The organism is Arthrobacter sp. 05L45_2 (genome assembly GCF_056397525.1).
This window is the reverse complement of the sequence record NZ_JBFTNO010000041.1, coordinates 1-17660: the sequence shown is the minus strand read 5'-3', so window position 1 is coordinate 17660 and position 17660 is coordinate 1. Positions and strand designations below refer to the sequence as shown.

The window sequence follows — 17660 nt, the reverse complement described above, 5'->3', positions numbered from 1 at the left end:
CTGCCAGGCCGGTGTTGAAGGCCTTCAGCAGTTCCGGGTTCTTGCCCTTGTTGACCGCAAAGCCGTAGGAGCCGCCTTTCTCCTTCTCGGAGACGGCCTTGAGGCCGTTGTTCTGGCTGATGCCGTAGGCCAGCACCGGGTAGTCATCGAAGACGGCGACGGCGTTCCCGGACTTCACGAGTTCGTACATGGTGGCGGACTGGTCCAGGGACTTGACCGTGAAGCCGTACTTGTCCGCGATCGACTTGGCGAAGGTTTCCCCCTCGCTGCCGGTCTTCGCGGCGACGGTTTTGCCTCGAAGGTCCTCGTAGCCCTTGATGTCCGAGTTGGACTTGGAGACCGCCATCTGCACGCCCGACTCGAAGTACGGGTCGGAGAAGTCGTAAGTCTGCCGGCGGGGTTCGGTGATGGACATCCCGGCGATCACGCCATCCACCTGGTTGGAGGAGAGCGCCTGGAGCGCGGCGTTGAAGCCGAGCGATTTGATCTCGACGGCGAAGCCCTGGTTCTTGGCGATCTCACGGATGATGTCCATGTCGATGCCGGTCAGTTCACCGCCGGCATCCCTGAACTCGAAGGGCGCGAACGTGGTGTCCGTACCGATGACGAACGTCTTTCCGGCAAGGCTCGACGGCGGCGCCGCCGGCTGGGCGCCGTTGGCCTGCCGGTGCGCTGCGGTGGCGGCCGGTGGCGCGTCCGCGGGCGCCGCTGCGGCACCTGACGCTCCGAGAAGCATTGCGGCAAAGGCCAGCAACGCTCCAATGACCGTGACCGTCCGCGGCCTGGCGGTCCCGGTCTGCTGGAGTCTGGGCAAGGTAAACAACCCCTAGGTAAAGTGTGGCGGCCGGCCTCCGTGGCCGGCAAAGTACCCCTCGAGGCTACCCTCAATCGCCACGGCGTTCCTGCCCGCGGCGCCTGTTACGGCCGCCCCCGCACCCTACTGCCCGTAAAAGACCCGCTCGAAGACGGCCCGGGCCCGCCGGCTGAGGCGCAGGTAATCCTCTTCGAGCTCGGCCGCGTTGCCGTGTCCGTAGCCGCACCAGCGGGCGACGGCTTCCAGGTCCCGGCGGGAGGACGGCAGCAGGTCCGAGGCGCGGCCGGTCCAGATGACGTTGGCCGAACGGATCCGGCTCGCCAGCCGCCAGGCGCGCAGCAGCAGGACCACTTCCCCGGCCTCCAGGAGTTCCAGGGCGGCGGCGGCCTCGAGGGCCTGGACGGTGGATGTGGTGCGCAGTTCCGGGTGCCGGCCGGCGTGCCGGAGCTGCAGGAGCTGGGCCAGCCATTCGACGTCGCTCAGGCCGCCGCGGCCAAGCTTCAGGTGCCGGGCCGGGTCCGCGCCGCGGGGCAGCCGCTCGGACTCCACCCTGGCTTTGACCCGCCTGACTTCGCGGACGTCCTGGTCCGAGACGGCATCCGGGTAGCGGATGGGGTCGATCAGCGCCACGAAGTCCGCGGCGAGTTCGTCGTCGCCGGCCATGGGCCGTGCCCGCAGCAGCGCCTGGGCCTCCCAGATCAGCGACCAGCGCCGGTAGTACTCGGCGTAGGACTCCAGCGACCGGACCATCGGCCCGCTCTTGCCTTCCGGGCGGAGGTCCGCGTCGACCATCAGCACCCGTTCGGCCAGGATGGCGGGCTTGAGCGGCTGGGTCAGCAGGCTGGAGAGCTTTCCGACGATCTTGGCGGCCTGCTGCTGCGCCTCATCCTCCGGGACGCCGGGCAGGCCGCGGTGGACGTACATCACGTCGGCATCAGAGCCGTAACCGATCTCGCGGCCGCCCTGGCGTCCCATCGCCACCACAAGGACCCTGGTCTTGAGCGGTTCTTCGGCGGTGACGATCGTCTCGGCGACGCGGAGGGCCCCCAGCACGGCGGCACGGTCGGCGTCGGCCAGCGCAGCTCCCACCTGGTCCTGGTCGAGCAGCCCGGCGCTGTCCGCGATGGCGATCCGGAGGATCTCACGGCGGCGGATCAGCCGGATGAGCCGCATGGCGCTCTCCGGGTCTGAGTGCCGCGACATTTTGGCGGTGATCTCCAGCCATTGGGCTTCGTAGCTGAGCGGGACCAGGTCCTTGTCCGAGCCGAGCCAGGCCACCGACTCCGGCGAGACCTCCAGCAGGTCGGAGATGAGCCGGGAGTTCGCGAGCACATGGCACAGCCGCTCGGCAGCCGCCGTCGAATCCCGCAGCAGCCCGAGGTACCAGTGGGTGGTACCGAGCGCCTCGCTGACGCGGCGGAACGCGAGCAGGCCACCGTCCGGGTCGACGCCGTCGGCGAGCCAGCCGAGCAGGATCGGCAGCAGCTGACGCTGCAGGGCCGCGCGCCGGCTGACCCCTCCGGTCAGCGCCTCGATGTGCCGCATGGCACCGGGCGGGTCGAGGTAGCCAAGGGCGGCGAGCCGGCCCTGGGCGGCCTCGGGGGTGAGTTTGGCGTCCTCAGTGCTGAGCGCCGCGGCGGTGTTCAGCAGCGGGCGGTAAAAGATGCGCTCATGCAGTTCACGGACCGACCGTTTGGTCTGGCGCCACGCCTTGAGCAGGGAGTCCGGGTGCGGGCGTTCGTTGGAGAAGGGGCCCAGCACGGCCTTGGCGAGGGAACGCAGCGAGGCTTCCTTGACCGGCATCAGGTGGGTGCGGCGGAGCTGGAACAGCTGGATCCGGTGTTCCAGGAGCCGGAGGTAGCGGTAGTCGCGGTCGAATTCCTTGGCGTCGGCGCGGCCGATGTAGCCGCCCGCGGACAGCGCGGCGATGGCTGCGGTGGTGTCGCGGCAGCGCAGGGTTTCGTCGGACTTTCCGTGCACGAGCTGGAGCAGCTGCACTGTGAACTCCACGTCCCGCAGGCCGCCGCGGCCCAGTTTGATCTGCCGCTGTTCCTCTTCAGCGGGAATGTGGTCGGTGACCCGGCGGCGCATCGACCGGACCGATTCGACGAACCCCTCACGGCCCGCGGACGACCAGATCAGCGGCCCGACGGCGGCCTCGTAGCGGGCGCCGAGCCCGGCGTCGCCGGCGATAGTTCGGGCCTTCAGGAGCGCCTGGAACTCCCAGCTCTCCGCCCAGCGAGCGTAGTAGGTTTCGTGCGAGGCGAGGGTGCGGACCAGGGGCCCGGACTTGCCCTCGGGCCGAAGGTTGGCATCCACTTCCCACAGCCCGGGCTCGCGGCTGGTGGACATGATCGCGCGCGAAATCCCGGAGGCCAGTGTCGTGCCGATGGTGTTCGCCGTGGAGTCGTCGAGGGCGCCGGGATCGATCACGTAGATGACGTCGACGTCGGAGATGTAGTTCAGTTCCCGCGCACCGCACTTGCCCATTCCGATCACGGCCAGTCCGACGTCGGCCACGTCCGCGGCGCTGAACTGTTCGGCCGCTTCGGCGCGGGACACAGCCAGTGCGGCTTCGATCGCCGCGCCGGCGAGGTCGGCGAGTTCGGCGCCGACGGCGGGCATAAAGTCCAGCGGGTCGGCGGCGCAGAGGTCCTTGACGGCCAGCTCCACGAGTCCCCGGCGGTAGGCCGTGCGGAGGGCGGCGTAGCCTTCCTGGCCGGTCAGGGACGCGACGGGCCGGGCGGCCTTCGGATCGGCCCGGACAGACTGCAGGAGCCGGGTGCGCAGGGCGGCCGCGTCCGCGGGCTGCGGCTCGGGACTCACGGTGGTGTCGAACGCGTCCAAATGTTCGGGGTGGCGGATCAGGAATTCGCCGAGGGCCTCGGACGCGCCGAGCACCCGGTACAGCGGCTCGCTGCGGTCCGGTTCGGCCGCCGCCAGCCGGCGAAGGTCCGGGTGTCTTTCGATCAGCCGGACCAGGGATTGCAGGGCCGTGTCCGGGTTGGCGGCCAGCTGCAGCCCGGCGAACAGGGCGTCCTGGTCCACGCCGTCCAGTTCCGGGGCGGCCAGGAACCGCTCGCCCTTCTCCAGGTCGCTAAACCCTGCGGCGATGAGGCGCCGTGCCAGGCTCACCGCAGCGGCCTAAAGGATGGCCAGGTTGCGCTGCAGTTCGTAGGGCGTCACCTGGAGCCGGTAGTCCTGCCACTCGGCGCGCTTGTTGCGCAGGAAGTGCTCGAAGACCTGTTCGCCCAGGATCTGCGGCATGAGCTCGGAGTCCTCCATGGTGCGGATGGCGTCGTGCAGGCTGGCCGGCAGCGGGTCGTGGCCCATCGCGCGGCGTTCGGCCGAACTCAGTGACCAGATGTCGTCCTCGGCCGCGGCGGGCAGCTGGTAGCCCTCCTCGATGCCCTTCAGCCCCGCGCCGAGCAGTACGGCGTAGGCGAGGTAGGGGTTGGCGGCGGAATCGATGCCGCGGTATTCGATCCGCGCGGACTGGCCCTTGCCGGGCTTGTACAGCGGGACCCGGACAAGGGCGGAGCGGTTGTTGTGGCCCCAGCTGAGGTAGCTGGGTGCCTCTCCCCCGCCCCAGAGGCGCTTGTACGAGTTGACGAACTGGTTGGTCACCGCGGTGAACTCCGGGGCGTGTTTCAGGATGCCGGCGATGAACTGCCTGGCCGTTTCGGAGAGCTGGAATTCCGCGCCGGCTTCGTAAAACGCGTTGGTGTCGCCCTCGAAGAGCGAGAAGTGGGTGTGCATGCCGGAGCCGGGGTGGGCGGTGAACGGCTTAGGCATAAAGGTGGCGTAGGTTCCCTGCTGCAGCGCGACCTCTTTGATCACGGTGCGGAAGGTCATGATGTTGTCCGCGGTCTGCAGGGCGTCCGCGTAGCGCAGGTCGATCTCGTTCTGCCCGGGACCGGCCTCGTGGTGGCTGAATTCCACCGAGATGCCAACGGATTCGAGCATGGTGACGGCGGTGCGGCGGAAGTCCTGGGCTACGCCGCCGGGTACGTGGTCGAAGTAGCCTCCCTCGTCCACGGGGACCGGTGCGCCGTCGGGGCCCGGCTGCTGGGACTTGAGCAGGTAGAACTCGATTTCGGGGTGCGTGTAGCAGGTGAAGCCCATGTCCGCGGCCTTTGCCAGGTTCCGCTTGAGGACGTTGCGCGGGTCAGCGGCGGACGGTTCGCCGTCGGGGGTCAGGATGTCGCAGAACATTCGGGACGTTGCTTCCGTCTCGCCGCGCCACGGCAGGATCTGGAAGGTCGAGGGGTCAGGCTGCGCCAGCATGTCCGATTCGAACACCCGGGCCAGTCCCTCGATCGAGGAGCCGTCGAAACCGAGGCCCTCCTCGAAGGCGCCTTCGACCTCGGCCGGCGCCAATGCCACGGACTTGAGCGAGCCTACGACGTCGGTGAACCACAGGCGCACAAATCGCACGTCGCGCTCTTCGATCGTCCGCAGGACAAACTCTTGCTGGCGGTCCATGGTGCCTCTTTCCGGGTCTACGTCCGTGCCCCGGACCCGCCCCGACTACTCGTCTCGGCTGGCGCCCGCAGCTGCTCTCGAATCACTCTACTAAGCATTCCCGGCGTTTGCTGGACTAGCGCCCCGGCGTAACACACCGTTAACACAAGGCCCCGTCAGGCGGTCCGGCCGGTGCCCCTGCTGACCCTTCCGGCGGCCCGGTTTGTGACGGGTTTCACCGGGCCGCGGGTGGCCTCCGGTAGCTAGGACCCCGGGTATCGCACTACGCTCGTGGCATGGCCCCCAGCAGCAGCCCCGAATCCAATGTGCCCGCCGAACTCGCCGCCCCGTACGGGAACGGCCCCGCCGCGGCGGCTCCCGCACCGGACGGCGGCGGCGGCCAGGACAGCGGCGCCAAAGCCGGCGCTACGAAGCCGGCGGCCCGGATCCGCACCCACCACCTGCGGCAGGCGAAGCTCAACGGCGATCGCTTCGCCATGCTGACGGCCTACGACCAGTACACGGCCGAGATCTTCGATCAGGCCGGCATCGAGGTGCTGCTGGTGGGCGATTCGGCGTCCAACAACGTCTTCGGCAACGAGACCAGCCTCCCGGTCACCGTCGACGAGCTCCTCCCGCTCTGCCGCGCCGTGGCCCGTTCCGCCCGGCGCGCCCTGGTGGTGGCGGACCTGCCGTTCGGCAGCTACGAGGTTTCAGCCGAACAGGCGGTGGCCACAGGAGTCCGCTTCCTGAAGGAGGGGCTCGCGCACGCCGTCAAGATCGAAGGCGGAAAGTTCTACGCCGGGACGGTCCGGGCCATGGTCCAGGCCGGGATCCCGGTGATGGCGCACATCGGTTTCACGCCGCAAAGCGAACACGCCCTCGGCGGCTACAGGGTCCAGGGCCGGGGCGACGACGCCCAGCGGCTGATCGACGACGCCGTCGCGCTGGCGGACGCCGGGGCGTTCTGCGTGCTGATGGAAATGGTGCCGGCACCGACGGCGGCTGCCGTGGACGCCGCCGTCGAGGTACCCACCATCGGCATTGGGGCCGGAAGCGCGACCACCGGCCAGGTGCTTGTCTGGCAGGATATGGCCGGGCTGCGCGGCGGGAAGATGGCCAAGTTCGTGAAGCAGTACGCTGATCTGCGGACCACGCTCTCCGACGCCGCCAAGGCCTACGGCGACGACGTCCGTTCGGGCCAGTTCCCCGGCCCGGAGCACTCCTTCTAGCGGGCGCCCCGGACCGGGGTCCCCTGTGATACCGGCGGGCTACGCGTCGTTGGCGGCGCCGTCGTCGACTTTGATGGCGGACACCTCGAATTCCAGTGTGATCTTGTCCGACACCAGCACGCCGCCGGAGTCCAGGGCCGTATTCCATTTCAGGCCAAAGTCCTGGCGGTCAATGCGGCGCGAACCCTCGAAACCGGCCCGGAGGTTGCCCATGGGGTCCTTCTCGACGCCGATGAAGTCCAGCGGGATCGAAATTTCCTTGGTCACGCCGCGGATGGTCACCTCGCCGCTGACGATGAAGTGCCCCTCGTCGACCTGGTCCACCCGGCTGCTCTTAAACACGATGGTGGGGAACTGCGGGGCGTCGAAGAAGTCGTTGGTCCGCAGGTGCTGATCACGGTCGGCATTACGGGTGTCGATGCTGGCCACCTGGACGGTGAGCTCGACTGCTGAGCGGTCCGGGTGTTCCGGATCCACGGTGATGAGGCCCTCGAAGTCGTTGAATGCTCCGCGCACCTTCGTCACCATTGCGTGCCGGGTGGAAAAGCCAATCCGGGTGTGGGTGGGGTCGAACCGCCACTTACCCGCATATCCCGGCATAAGTTCGGCCATGATGTGCCTCCTAGTGGGACCTGCCGTCCCGGTATTCGGATGTGGGTGGAAATTCCTGCGAACGGATTTCCGGCTGGAGCTTAGTCGTCGTCGCCCTTTTCCCAGGCGTCATTGCGGGCCTTGACCTTCTCGAGGGCATGTTCGGCTTCTTCTCGGGTCTTGTARGGGCCGATCAGCTGGCTCCAGTCGGACATSGCGTCTTCCTCGATCTCGTGGGTGTTGACGTTGTACCAATACTCGGGCATTGGATCTCCTTCTGCGTAGGTGCTTTCCGGCCCCTCTTTTCCGGCCTGTGGCCGGGGGCTTATAGAATCAATCTATGCCTTCCCTCACCTCGACTGCACCCATTGGCACCCTCGGCCCGGGAACAGTCAGTCCCCAGCTTGCCGTGCCGGCTTCCATTGCGCGCCCCGAATACGTGGGTAAGCCCGCCCCGGCCAAGTTCACGGGCTCAGAGGTCAAGTCGGCCGAGACGGTGGAGAAGATCCGCATCGCGTCCCGGATCGCTGCCCAGGCCATTGTGGAGGTGGGCAAGCACATCGCCCCGGGCGTCACCACGGACCAGTTGGACCGGGTGGGCCATGAGTTCCTGCTCGACCACAGGGCGTACCCGTCCACGCTGGGCTACCGGGGCTTTCCGAAGTCCCTGTGTTCCTCGCTGAATGAGGTCATCTGCCACGGCATTCCGGACAGCACCGTGGTTCAGGACGGGGACATCCTCAACATCGACATCACGGCCTTCATCGGCGGAGTGCACGGCGACACCAACTTCACGTTCCTCGTCGGCGACGTCGACGAGGAGTCCCGCCTGCTGGTCGAGCGCACCGAGGAATCACTGCGCCGGGCCATCCGCGCCGTGGCCCCGGGCCGGGAAATCAACGTTATCGGCCGGACCATCGAGTCCTACGCCAAACGGTTCGGCTACGGCGTGGTCCGTGACTTCACCGGACACGGCGTGGGCGAGGCTTTCCACACCGGCCTGATCATCCCGCACTACGACGCCGCCCCGGCCTACAACACCGTGATGGAGGCCGGTATGGTGTTCACCATCGAGCCGATGCTGACCCTCGGCACCGTCGACTGGGACATGTGGGCCGACGACTGGACGGTGGTCACCCGCGACCGCAAGCGCACGGCGCAGTTCGAACACACGCTGCTGGTCACCGAGTCCGGCGCCGAGGTCCTGACCCTCCCCTGATCCACGCACCACCCCTTTAAGCCCACCCCTCCCCTGCCACGAACGGAATCCCATTGGCCAAGAAGGACGAGAAGTCGAAGAAGAACGCCCCGCTGATCGGCATCGACATCGGTGGCACCGGCATCAAGGGCGGCATCGTTGACCTCAAAAAGGGCAAGCTCGTCGGCGACCGGCTCCGCGTGCCCACCCCGCAGCCCTCCACCCCGGAGGCCGTCGCCGAGGTGGTGGCACAGGTGGTCAGCGAGCTGTCCAAGCGCTCCGGCGCCCCTGCCGCCGACACCCCAGTGGGCGTGACCTTCCCCGGCATCATCCAGCACGGTGTGGTCCACTCGACAGCGAACGTGGATAACTCCTGGCTGAACCTGGACATTGACGCCATGCTGACGGCGCGCCTGGGCCGCCCTGTCGAGGTCATCAACGACGCCGATGCCGCCGGCCTGGCCGAGGCCCGCTACGGCGCCGGTGAGGGCGTCCACGGCACGGTCCTGGTCATCACCCTGGGCACGGGCATCGGCTCAGCCTTCATCTTCAACGGCAAGCTTGTCCCGAACGCCGAGCTGGGCCACCTGGAAATCGACGGTTTCGACGCCGAGAGCAAGGCCTCCGCCGTCGCCCGTGAGCGGGACGGCCTGAGCTGGACCGAATACAGTGTGCTGCTGCAGCGCTACTTCTCCCACGTCGAGTTCCTTTTCTCCCCGGAACTGTTCATCGTGGGCGGCGGCATTTCCAAGCGGGCCGACGAATACCTGCCGCACATGTCGCTGCGGACGCCGATCGTCCCGGCGGAGCTGAAGAACGACGCCGGCATCGTGGGCGCCGCCATCGAGGTTGCGCTGACGCACAAGCTGGCTAAGTAGCCGGAAAAATTGGAGCCGGTGGTGGCCGCGGCTTCCCCTCCGCTGCCACCACCGGAACTTGGCTGAGCCTAGAGCGGGCTCTTTTGCGCGCTCTTGCCGTCGCGTCCCTTGGACTCGGCCTCACGGCGGAGCTGGGCGATGGCGGACTCAAAATCTTCCAGGGACTCAAACGCCTGGTAGACGCTCGCGAAGCGCAAGTACGCAACTTCGTCGAGGCGCTGCAAAGGGCTGAGGATTGCAAGGCCCACCTCGTGGGCGTCAATCTCGGCTGCGCCGGCGGCCCTAATGGTCTCTTCGACTTCCTGCGCCAGCATCGCGAGGTCGTCCTCGGTCACGGGACGGCCTTGGCAGGCTTTCCGCACACCGTTGATGACCTTGCTGCGGCTGAACGGCTCGCCAACGCCGGAGCGTTTGATCACGGTCAGGCTGGTGGTCTCCACAGTGGTGAACCGGCGTCCGCATTCGGGGCACTGACGGCGGCGGCGGATAGCCGAGCCGTCGTCGGCGATGCGGCTGTCCACCACACGGGAATCAGGGTTACGGCAGAACGGGCAATACACGTTGTTTCCTCCCCTGCCGCAACCTGGATCTCGGATCTGCCCGCGAGGCCCAAAGTAGTGGATTCCATGCGCGGCCGGCGCGCACTGCATGGCGCGTCCGGGATCAGTTTACGACTAGATATTGCTAAATAACAAGCCTGTAATTACTACATGTAGTGGTCTGGCGGGATAGTGGCCCTCTAGCTGCCCGCCGCGAAACGTGCGGTCACGGCCTCGCCGTGGGCGGGCAGGTCCTCGGCTCCCGAGAGGCTGACGATGTGGCCCCGGACTTCAGCGAGGGCGCTCTCGCTGTAGTTGATCACCTGGATGGCCCGCAGGAAGGTGGTCACGTTCAGCCCGGAGGAGAAGGCGGCCGTGCCGCTGGTGGGCAGCACGTGGTTGGACCCCGCGCAGTAGTCGCCCAGGCTCACCGGACTGTAGTCACCCACGAAGATGGCGCCGGCGTTGCGGATCCGGGCCGCCACACCGGCGGCGTCGGCGGTCATGATTTCGAGGTGCTCGGCAGCGTAGGCGTCGCAGGCAGCGATCCCCTGCTCCAGGTCCTCAACCAGGACGACGCCGGATTGCGGTCCGGAGAGGGCCCGCCGGACCCTGGCGCTGTGCTTGGTGGCGGCGGCCTGGACCTCGAGCTCGTCCCGGACTGCGGCCGCGAGGGCCTCGGAGTCGGTGAACAGCACGGAGGYGGCCTGCGGATCGTGTTCGGCCTGGCTGATGAGGTCGGCCGCGACCAGCGACGGGCGTGCTGTGGCGTCGGCCAGGATGGCGATCTCGGTGGTGCCCGCCTCGGAGTCGATGCCCACGGCGCCCTTGACCAGCCGTTTGGCCGTGGCCACGAAGATGTTCCCGGGCCCGGTCACGACGTCGACCGGGTCGATGCCGGGCCCGTCCTCCGCTCCCCCGGGAATACCGTAGGCGAAGGCGGCGATGGCCTGGGCGCCGCCGATCGCATAGACCTCGTCGATGCCGAGCAGGCATGCGGCCGCCAGGATGGTGGGGTGCGGCAGCCCGCCAAAGTTCTTCTGTGGCGGCGAGGCCAGGGCGATGGATTCGACGCCGGCTGCCAGCGCCGGGACGACGTTCATGATGACCGAGGACGGGTAGACCGCCAGGCCGCCCGGGACGTAGAGGCCCACGCGGGCCACCGGAACCCAGTTCTGGCTCACCACGGCGCCCTCGCCGAGTTCTACGTCGGTGTCCGCCGGGCGCTGGGCGTCGGCGAAGCGCCGGGCCCGGCGGATGGACTCCTCAAGCGCGGCGCGCACGGCGGGATCAAGCCCGTCCAGGGCTGCCTTCAGCGCCTCCGCCGGGACCCGCGGATGGGACTGTTCCACGCCGTCGAACGCCAGCGCGAGCTCACTGAGCGCCGCGAAGCCCCGCGACCGGACCGCGGTGATGATGTCCTGGACCTTTTGCTCGGCGTCGGCCACGGTGCCGTGCTGCGCCCGCGGAACGGCGGCCCGCAGCCCCGCGAGGGAGAGCCGCTGGCCGCGCACGTCGACGGTGCGGAAGTCGAGGGTGGGGGCTGTGGGCGCGGCGGCGGAAGGGACGGTGCTGTCAGCAGATGGGGTCACTCGTCCATTTTACGCGCCGCTGCGTTGGCCTCCGGACGCTGCTACGCGGCGCAGGGCCGCCCGCGGTTCAGGCGTCCGGTCCCGGTCCGGGCTCGGACTTGGCAAAGACCGTGGAGAAGAAAATCGCGAGGGCGATGGCGGCTGGCCAAATGACCAGCATGGCGTAAGCCCGGAGCGAGAACGCGATGCTGGCGCTGGCCGAGGTGTCCTCGGCCGCGCCCCAGATGCTGCCCGCCAGAACCCCGGTCCCCCACGCCAGCAACGCGCCGGCGGCGCCGGCTGCGACGGCCAGGATCACCGTCGCAGTCCCCAGCCGGGCGGGCCGGTTGCCGGCGAGGAAGACCCCGGACAGGCAGCCTGCCAGCAGGAACAGCCCGGCGAGGACGAGGTCCCGGGGCAACCAGGCGGCGGGGTTGCTTCCCGCCCCCAGCGCCGGGTCCCGGGTGATGAGGTTCAGGCCCGTGGGTGCCAGCAGCCACCACAGCAGCCCGACCGGAACACCGGCCGCAGCGATCACGGCCAGCGCCCGCCACGGAACGCGGTGGAAGTCCGGGCCGGGCACAGCGGAGCCCGGGGCGCCGTCGTGGTGGTCAACGGGAACGTGCACCGCGGGTTGTGTCATGCAACAAACCTTAACAAAGGTTTCCGGGCCGCAGGACATTACGCCGGCGCCCGATACGTGACGCCCGGATGACTAAATGGTGAAGGCCGAATACCGCGGGCCGCCCTGCCGGAATACGCTGGCAGTGAGTACCAGTCGCAAGCGCAGGGAGATGAACCACAGTGGCATCAGCCGAAGAAGCCTTTGAAGGAACTTTCAAGGAGATGTTCCGCCGGCACGCGGCGGGCGTCGCCATCATTACGGCGAACCTGGATGGCGTGCCCTACGGTTTCACTGCAACCTCGGTAGCCTCCCTGTCCGCCCGGCCGCCACGCTTCACCTTCAACATGGCCCGCACCTCCAGCTCCTGGCCCGCGGTGGCCAACTCCAGCTATATCGGCGTGCATATGCTGGGGCTGGAGAACCAGGAACTCGCCGACCGCTTCGCAAGGACCCGGAACCGCTTCGAGGGCGACCACTGGGAGCTCGGCCCGCACGGGGTCCCGGTCCTCAAGGACGTGTCCGGCTGGCTGATCGGCAAAATCCAGATGCGGCTGTCCTTTGAGAACAACGCCGTAGTAGTGGTCGAGGTGGTCGACGGCGCCATCGGCGGCGAGGGCGCCCCGCTGCTCTATCACGGGGGCAGCTACAGCCAGCCCGTGCCGCTCGATTACGAGATCTAGCCGGTAGGCGGGCCTAGCTGTCCAGGCAGGTCGGGCCGAGGAGAACCTTCAGGTCCCCGAACAGGGACGGGCTGGGGTTGACGCGCAGGTGCACGGGCAGGCCCATAACCTCCACGCGGGAGTCGCCGTGCAGGTGCAGCCGGACCTCCGACTTGCCGCGGTGGGTCCGCAGCACGTAACCGAGTTCGTTGACCACGGCCTCGGTGGCCTTGTGCGTCGGCATGGTGATGACCAGGGGCCCGTCGAGGCCCTCGCTGAGGTCCGGCACGGAGAGTTCCATGCAGTTGAGGGCGACGGCGCCGTCGTCGCGCCGCTGCAGCCGTCCCTTGACGACCACGATCAGGTCCTCGGCCAGGACGGRGGCGATCGGCCCGTAGACCTGCCCGAAGAACATCACCTCCACGGAACCGCCGAGGTCCTCGATCTCGGCGCGGGCGTAGGCGTTGCCACTGGCCTTGGCGATGCGCCGGCTCAGCGAGGTGATCATGCCCGCGATGGTAATGATGGCGCCGTCGTGCGGTCCGTCCTCGGCGATGATCGAGGTGATCGACTGGTCGGCATGCTGGCTGAGGAGGCCTTCGAGGCCCTGCAGCGGGTGGTCCGAGACGTAGAGGCCGAGCATGTCCCGTTCGAAGGAGAGTTTGTCCTTTTTCTCCCACTCGGGCAGCTCGGGAATCTCGATGCTCAGCGAGGACTCTGATTCGGTGTCGTCGATGCCCGCGAACAGGTCGAACTGCCCGATGGCCTCGTTGCGCTTGAGCGTGATCACCGAGTCGATGGCTTCTTCGTGGATCATGGCCAGGGCCCGGCGGTGGTGGCCCAGGGAGTCGAAAGCGCCGGCCTTGATCAGCGATTCGATGGTGCGCTTGTTGCAGACCACCGCCGGGACCTTCATCAGGTAATCCTTGAAGGAGGTGTACGCCCCTTCGCGTTCGCGCGCGGCCACCATGGCGTCGACGGCGTTGGCACCGACGTTGCGGATGGCACCCATGCCGAAGCGGATGTCGTTCCCGACCGGGGTGAAGTTGAGCGCCGATTCGTTGACGTCCGGCGGCAGCACCGTGATGCCCATCCGGCGGCACTCGTTGAGGTAAATGGCCGATTTGTCCTTGTCGTCCCCCACGGAGGTCAGCAGTGCGGCCATGTACTCCGGGGCGTAGTGCGCCTTCAGGTACGCGGTCCAGTAGGAGATCACACCGTAGGCCGCCGAGTGCGCCTTGTTGAAGGCGTAGTCGGAGAAGGGCAGCAGGATGTCCCACAGCGTCTTCACGGCGGCCATGGAGTAGCCGTTGTCCTGCATGCCCTGGGAGAAGCCGGCGAACTGCTTGTCCAGTTCCGACTTCTTCTTCTTGCCCATGGCGCGGCGCAGGATGTCGGCCTGGCCCAGGCTGTAGCCGGCGAGCTTCTGCGCCACGGCCATCACCTGCTCCTGGTACACGATCAGCCCGTAGGTGCCGCCGAGGATTTCGGCCAGCGGTTCCTTCAGCTCCGGGTGGATCGGGATGACCTCCTGGATGCCGTTCTTGCGCAGCGCATAGTCCGTGTGCGCGTTGGCGCCCATGGGTCCCGGCCGGTAGAGGGCCAGGACGGCGGAGATGTCTTCGAAGTTGTCAGGCTTCATGAGCTTCAGCAGTGACCGCATGGGGCCGCCGTCGAGCTGGAACACGCCCAGGGTGTCGCCTCGGGCCAGCAGCTCATAGGATGCGGCGTCGTCCAGCTCCAGGGATTCGAGGTCCAGCTCGATCCCGCGGTTCATGGTGATGTTTTCGAGGGCGTCGGAAATGATGGTCAGGTTCCGCAGGCCCAGGAAGTCCATCTTGATCAGGCCGAGGCCCTCGGACGTCGGGTAATCGAACTGCGTGATGACCTGGCCGTCCTGGAACCGGCGCATGATCGGGATGACGTCGATGATGGGGTCCGAGGACATGATCACACCGGCGGCGTGGACGCCCCATTGCCGCTTCAGGCCCTCGATGCCGAGCGCGGTCTCGAAGACCTTCGCGGCTTCGGGGTCCGTGGAGATCAGCTGCCGGAAGTCGCCGGCCTCGCCGTAGCGTTTGGCCTCCGGGTTCTGGATGTCCGCCAGGGGGATGTCCTTGGCCATCACGGCGGGCGGCAGCGCCTTGGTCAGCGTCTCGCCCATGCTGAAGGGATAGCCGAGCACACGGGAGGAGTCCTTGAGGGCCTGCTTGGTCTTGATGGTGCCGTAGGTGACGATCATGGCCACACGCTCGTCACCGTACTTGCGTGTCACGTAGTCGATGACCTCGGAACGGCGCCGGTCATCGAAGTCGACGTCGAAGTCAGGCATGGAGACGCGGTCCGGGTTCAGGAACCGCTCGAAGATCAGGCCGTGGTGCAGCGGGTCGAGGTCGGTGATGCGCATCGCGTACGCCACCATGGAGCCGGCACCCGAACCACGGCCGGGGCCCACGCGGATGCCSTKSTKMTTSGMCCAGKYGATGAAGTCGGCMACCACCAGGAAGTAGCCGGGGAAGCCCATGGACGTGATGACTTCCAGCTCATAGTCGGCCTGCTGGCGGACCTTGTCCGGAATGCCCTTCGGGTAGCGGTAGTGGAGTCCCTTGTCCACTTCCTTGACCAGCCACGACGTCTCGTCCTCACCCTCGGGGCAGGGGAAGCGCGGCATGTAGTTGGCGCCGGTGTTGAACGAGACTTCGCAGCGCTCGGCGATCAGCAGTGTGTTGTCGCAGGCGTCGGGGTGGTCGCGGAACAGCTCGCGCATCTCCTGCGGGGACTTCAGGTAGTAGCCGCTGCCGGAGAAGGCGAACCGTGAGCCGCCGTTGTCGTAGGTCGGTTCCAGCAGGGTGGACCCGGACTGGATGGCCAGCAGGGCCTCGTGCGCCTTGGCGTCGTGTTCGTGGGTGTAGTGAAGGTCGTTGGTGGCCACCAGGGGCAGGTTCAGTTCCTTGGCCAGCCGCAGCAGGTCGCCCGTGACGCGGCGCTCAATGTCCAGGCCGTGGTCCATGAGTTCGCAGAAGTAGTTCTCGGCCCCGAAGATGTCGCGGAACTCGGCTGCGGCCTCCACGGCCTCGCGGTAYTGCCCCAGCCTGAGCCGTGTCTGGACTTCGCCGGACGGGCAGCCGGTGGTGGCGATCAGGCCCTCGGAGTACGTGTTGAGCAGTTCCCGGTCCAGGCGGGGCCATTTGCCGAACACCGAGTCCAGGGAGGCAATCGAGGAGGCCCGGAAGAGGTTCCGCATGCCGGCGTTGTTGTAGCTCAGCAGGGTCATGTGGGTGTAGGCGCCACCGCCGGAGATGTCGTCCTTGCGCTGGTTCTCTTCGCCCCAGCGCACCCGGGTCTTATCCGTGCGTGCGGTGCCGGGCGTGACGTAAGCCTCGACGCCGATGATCGGCTTGATGCCCTTGTCCGTGGCCCGTTTCCAGAAGTCGAACGCCCCGAAGAGGTACCCGTGGTCCGTGGTGGCCAGGGCGGGCATGCCCAGCCGTTCGGTCTCATCGAAGAGTTCCCCGAGGCGCGCCGCACCGTCCAACATGGAGTACTCGGTGTGGTTGTGGAGGTGGACGAACGAGTTGTTGCTGGAAGTCACCGACTCATTCTAGTGCCGGGTGCGGACACTTCCGTGCCCGGCACGGCGGCCGGTCACGCCTGGCCTGACTCCAGTACCTCGAGGGCGTACTTGAGGTCTTGCGGGTACTCGCTGGTCACCGTGACCCGCTCCCCCGTCCGGGGGTGGTCGAACGACAGCTGACGGGCGTGCAGCCACTGCCGGGTCAGGCCCAGGGTGGCGGCGAGCCGGGGGTCCGCCCCGTACGTCAGGTCGCCGGCGCAAGGGTGCCGGAGGGCGGAGAAGTGCACCCGGATCTGGTGGGTGCGGCCCGTTTCCAGGTGCACCTCCACCAGGGAGGCCTTGCCGAAAGCTTCGAGCACCTCATAGTGGGTCACCGAGTCGCGGCCGTCTTCAATCACCGCGAAGCGCCAGTCGTGGCCGGGGTGGCGTCCGATCGGGGCGTCGATGGTGCCGGCCAGCGGGTCCGGCAGGCCCTGGACGACGGCGTGGTACACCTTGTCCACGGTGCGCTCCTTGAAGGCCCGCTTGAGCGCCGTGTAGGCGTTCTCGGTTTTGGCGACCACCATCACGCCGGAGGTCCCGACGTCGAGCCGGTGGACGATGCCGGCACGTTCGGGCGAACCGGAGGTGGAGATCCGGTAGCCGGCGCCGGCGAGGCCGCCGACGACCGTCGGCCCCACCCAGCCCGGCGACGGGTGGGCAGCGACCCCAACGGGCTTGTCGACGACGACGAACTCGTCGTCGTCGAGCAGGATTTTCAGGCCTTCCACAACTTCCTCCACGACTTCCAGGGGGTCCCGGCGCTCCGGGACGACGACGTCGAGCCCGACGCCGGCGCTCAGCTTCAGGGACTTGCCCACGGCCTTGCCATGGCTGCTGACATTGCCCTCCGCGATCAGCGCGGCGGCCTGCGACCGGGAGATGCCCATAAGTTTCGCCAGGCCTGCGTCCACCCGGGCTCCGGTAAGTTCTTCGGGCACGGTGAAGTGCCGGGCGGCGTTTTCCGCCGGCACTGCGTCAGACATTGTGGTCCCGGGCAGCCGGCGGGGCGGCTTTTTTGTCCTGGCCGCCGGTCACCCGTGAGCCGTCCAGGGTGATGCCGCGCAGCGTGAGCAGGCAGATGATCACGACGGCGGAGACCACCGCGGAGTCGGCGATGTTGAAGATCGCAAAGTTGGGCAGCTGGATGAAGTCCACCACGTGGCCCATCGCGAAGGAGGGCTCGCGGAACAGGCGGTCAGTCAGGTTGCCCAGCGCCCCGCCAAGCAGGAGGCCCAGCGCCAGGGCCCACCAGGCAGAGCCGAGCTTGCGCAGCTGGAGCAGGATCGCGACGGAGACCGCGGCCATGATGATGGTGAAGACCCAGGTGACGTTCTCGCCGATGGAGAACGCGGCGCCGGAGTTCCGGATGTAGTACCAGTGCAGCAGCGGCGGAAGAACGGGGATCCGCTCCCCCTCGGTCATGGTTTCCGTGACCCAGAGCTTGGTCAGCTGGTCGAACGCGTAGGCGAACAC

Annotated in this window: 14 protein-coding genes and 1 pseudogene; 4 read left to right on the top strand and 11 right to left on the bottom strand. The window is 67.7% G+C overall.

Annotation, left to right across the window (positions count from 1 at the left end; genetic code table 11):
* The 3 genes from AC1DHD_RS05380 to glnA all read right to left on the bottom strand — a co-directional run.
* Positions 1-736, bottom strand: a 736-nt coding sequence (locus AC1DHD_RS05380) for a transporter substrate-binding domain-containing protein (protein WP_476878715.1), incomplete at its 3' end; no start/stop codon positions are given.
* A gap of 201 nt (positions 737-937) precedes the next feature.
* Positions 938-3949 carry a bifunctional [glutamine synthetase] adenylyltransferase/[glutamine synthetase]-adenylyl-L-tyrosine phosphorylase gene (locus tag AC1DHD_RS05375; RefSeq protein ID WP_476878713.1) on the bottom strand — a complete coding sequence of 1004 codons (3012 nt, stop codon included), beginning with the start codon at positions 3947-3949 and terminating at the stop codon, positions 938-940.
* Between the two features lie 9 nt (positions 3950-3958).
* A complete protein-coding gene (gene glnA / locus AC1DHD_RS05370) occupies positions 3959-5299 on the bottom strand; it encodes a type I glutamate--ammonia ligase (RefSeq protein ID WP_138769615.1) in 1341 nt (446 codons plus the stop codon).
* Between the two features lie 275 nt (positions 5300-5574).
* Here glnA and panB point away from each other — a divergent pair, with 275 nt between their 5' ends.
* Positions 5575-6510, top strand: coding sequence for a 3-methyl-2-oxobutanoate hydroxymethyltransferase (panB, locus tag AC1DHD_RS05365; protein ID WP_476878712.1), 936 nt, complete (start codon positions 5575-5577; stop codon positions 6508-6510).
* Positions 6511-6549: 39 nt separating this feature from the next.
* On the opposite strand, the gene AC1DHD_RS05360 is transcribed toward panB, so the two are convergent.
* Positions 6550-7122: a YceI family protein gene (locus AC1DHD_RS05360; RefSeq protein ID WP_476878711.1), complete on the bottom strand. Its 573-nt coding sequence runs from the start codon at positions 7120-7122 to the stop codon at positions 6550-6552.
* Positions 7123-7202: 80 nt separating this feature from the next.
* On the bottom strand, positions 7203-7367 hold the full coding sequence (locus tag AC1DHD_RS05355; RefSeq protein WP_476878710.1) for an SPOR domain-containing protein: 165 nt from the start codon (positions 7365-7367) through the stop codon (positions 7203-7205).
* Positions 7368-7441: 74 nt separating this feature from the next.
* Here AC1DHD_RS05355 and map point away from each other — a divergent pair, with 74 nt between their 5' ends.
* Both map and ppgK read left to right on the top strand, forming a co-directional pair.
* The gene (gene map, locus AC1DHD_RS05350) at positions 7442-8320 is read left to right on the top strand and encodes a type I methionyl aminopeptidase (RefSeq protein WP_476878709.1); all 879 of its coding nucleotides are present in this window, start codon (positions 7442-7444) and stop codon (positions 8318-8320) included.
* Between the two features lie 53 nt (positions 8321-8373).
* Complete coding sequence (ppgK, locus tag AC1DHD_RS05345) at positions 8374-9177, top strand: polyphosphate--glucose phosphotransferase (RefSeq protein WP_476878708.1); 804 nt, start codon at positions 8374-8376, stop codon at positions 9175-9177.
* Between the two features lie 68 nt (positions 9178-9245).
* Here the strand turns inward: ppgK and nrdR are convergent, their stop codons facing one another.
* The 3 genes from nrdR to AC1DHD_RS05330 all read right to left on the bottom strand — a co-directional run bounded on the left by nrdR (position 9246) and on the right by AC1DHD_RS05330 (position 11930).
* Positions 9246-9737 carry a transcriptional regulator NrdR gene (gene nrdR, locus AC1DHD_RS05340; RefSeq protein ID WP_476878707.1) on the bottom strand — a complete coding sequence of 164 codons (492 nt, stop codon included), beginning with the start codon at positions 9735-9737 and terminating at the stop codon, positions 9246-9248.
* Positions 9738-9916: 179 nt separating this feature from the next.
* The gene (gene hisD, locus AC1DHD_RS05335; protein WP_476878706.1) at positions 9917-11308 is read right to left on the bottom strand and encodes a histidinol dehydrogenase; all 1392 of its coding nucleotides are present in this window, start codon (positions 11306-11308) and stop codon (positions 9917-9919) included.
* A 67-nt stretch (positions 11309-11375) separates the two neighbouring features.
* Entirely contained in the window at positions 11376-11930 is a 555-nt protein-coding gene (locus AC1DHD_RS05330) for a hypothetical protein (RefSeq protein ID WP_476878705.1), read from the bottom strand.
* A gap of 203 nt (positions 11931-12133) precedes the next feature.
* Between AC1DHD_RS05330 and AC1DHD_RS05325 the strand changes: the two genes are divergently transcribed.
* Positions 12134-12592 (top strand): flavin reductase family protein, encoded by a 459-nt coding sequence (locus AC1DHD_RS05325; RefSeq protein ID WP_476878714.1) that lies wholly within the window; start codon positions 12134-12136, stop codon positions 12590-12592.
* Positions 12593-12605: 13 nt separating this feature from the next.
* Here AC1DHD_RS05325 and dnaE read toward each other — a convergent pair.
* The 3 genes and pseudogenes from dnaE to lspA all read right to left on the bottom strand — a co-directional run.
* Positions 12606-16163 (bottom strand): annotated as a pseudogene (dnaE, locus tag AC1DHD_RS05320) (DNA polymerase III subunit alpha).
* Positions 16164-16216: 53 nt separating this feature from the next.
* Positions 16217-17170, bottom strand: a complete 954-nt coding sequence (locus AC1DHD_RS05315) for an RluA family pseudouridine synthase (RefSeq protein WP_476878704.1) — start codon at positions 17168-17170, stop codon at positions 16217-16219.
* Positions 17163-17660 (bottom strand): signal peptidase II (gene lspA, locus AC1DHD_RS05310; RefSeq protein WP_476878703.1); only part of this gene is annotated, 498 nt, incomplete at its 5' end. The genes lspA and AC1DHD_RS05315, both read right to left, overlap by 8 nt.

What these genes read in the sequence shown, in the direction of transcription:
- glnA (WP_138769615.1), bottom strand. Translation starts at nt 5,299, where the DNA reads ATGGACCGCCAGCAAGAGTTTGTCCTGCGGACGATCGAAGAGCGCGAC.
- panB (WP_476878712.1), top strand. Translation starts at nt 5,575, where the DNA reads ATGGCCCCCAGCAGCAGCCCCGAATCCAATGTGCCCGCCGAACTCGCC.
- AC1DHD_RS05360 (WP_476878711.1), bottom strand. Translation starts at nt 7,122, where the DNA reads ATGGCCGAACTTATGCCGGGATATGCGGGTAAGTGGCGGTTCGACCCC.
- map (WP_476878709.1), top strand. Translation starts at nt 7,442, where the DNA reads ATGCCTTCCCTCACCTCGACTGCACCCATTGGCACCCTCGGCCCGGGA.
- AC1DHD_RS05330 (WP_476878705.1), bottom strand. Translation starts at nt 11,930, where the DNA reads ATGACACAACCCGCGGTGCACGTTCCCGTTGACCACCACGACGGCGCC.
- AC1DHD_RS05325 (WP_476878714.1), top strand. Translation starts at nt 12,134, where the DNA reads ATGTTCCGCCGGCACGCGGCGGGCGTCGCCATCATTACGGCGAACCTG.
- AC1DHD_RS05315 (WP_476878704.1), bottom strand. Translation starts at nt 17,170, where the DNA reads ATGTCTGACGCAGTGCCGGCGGAAAACGCCGCCCGGCACTTCACCGTG.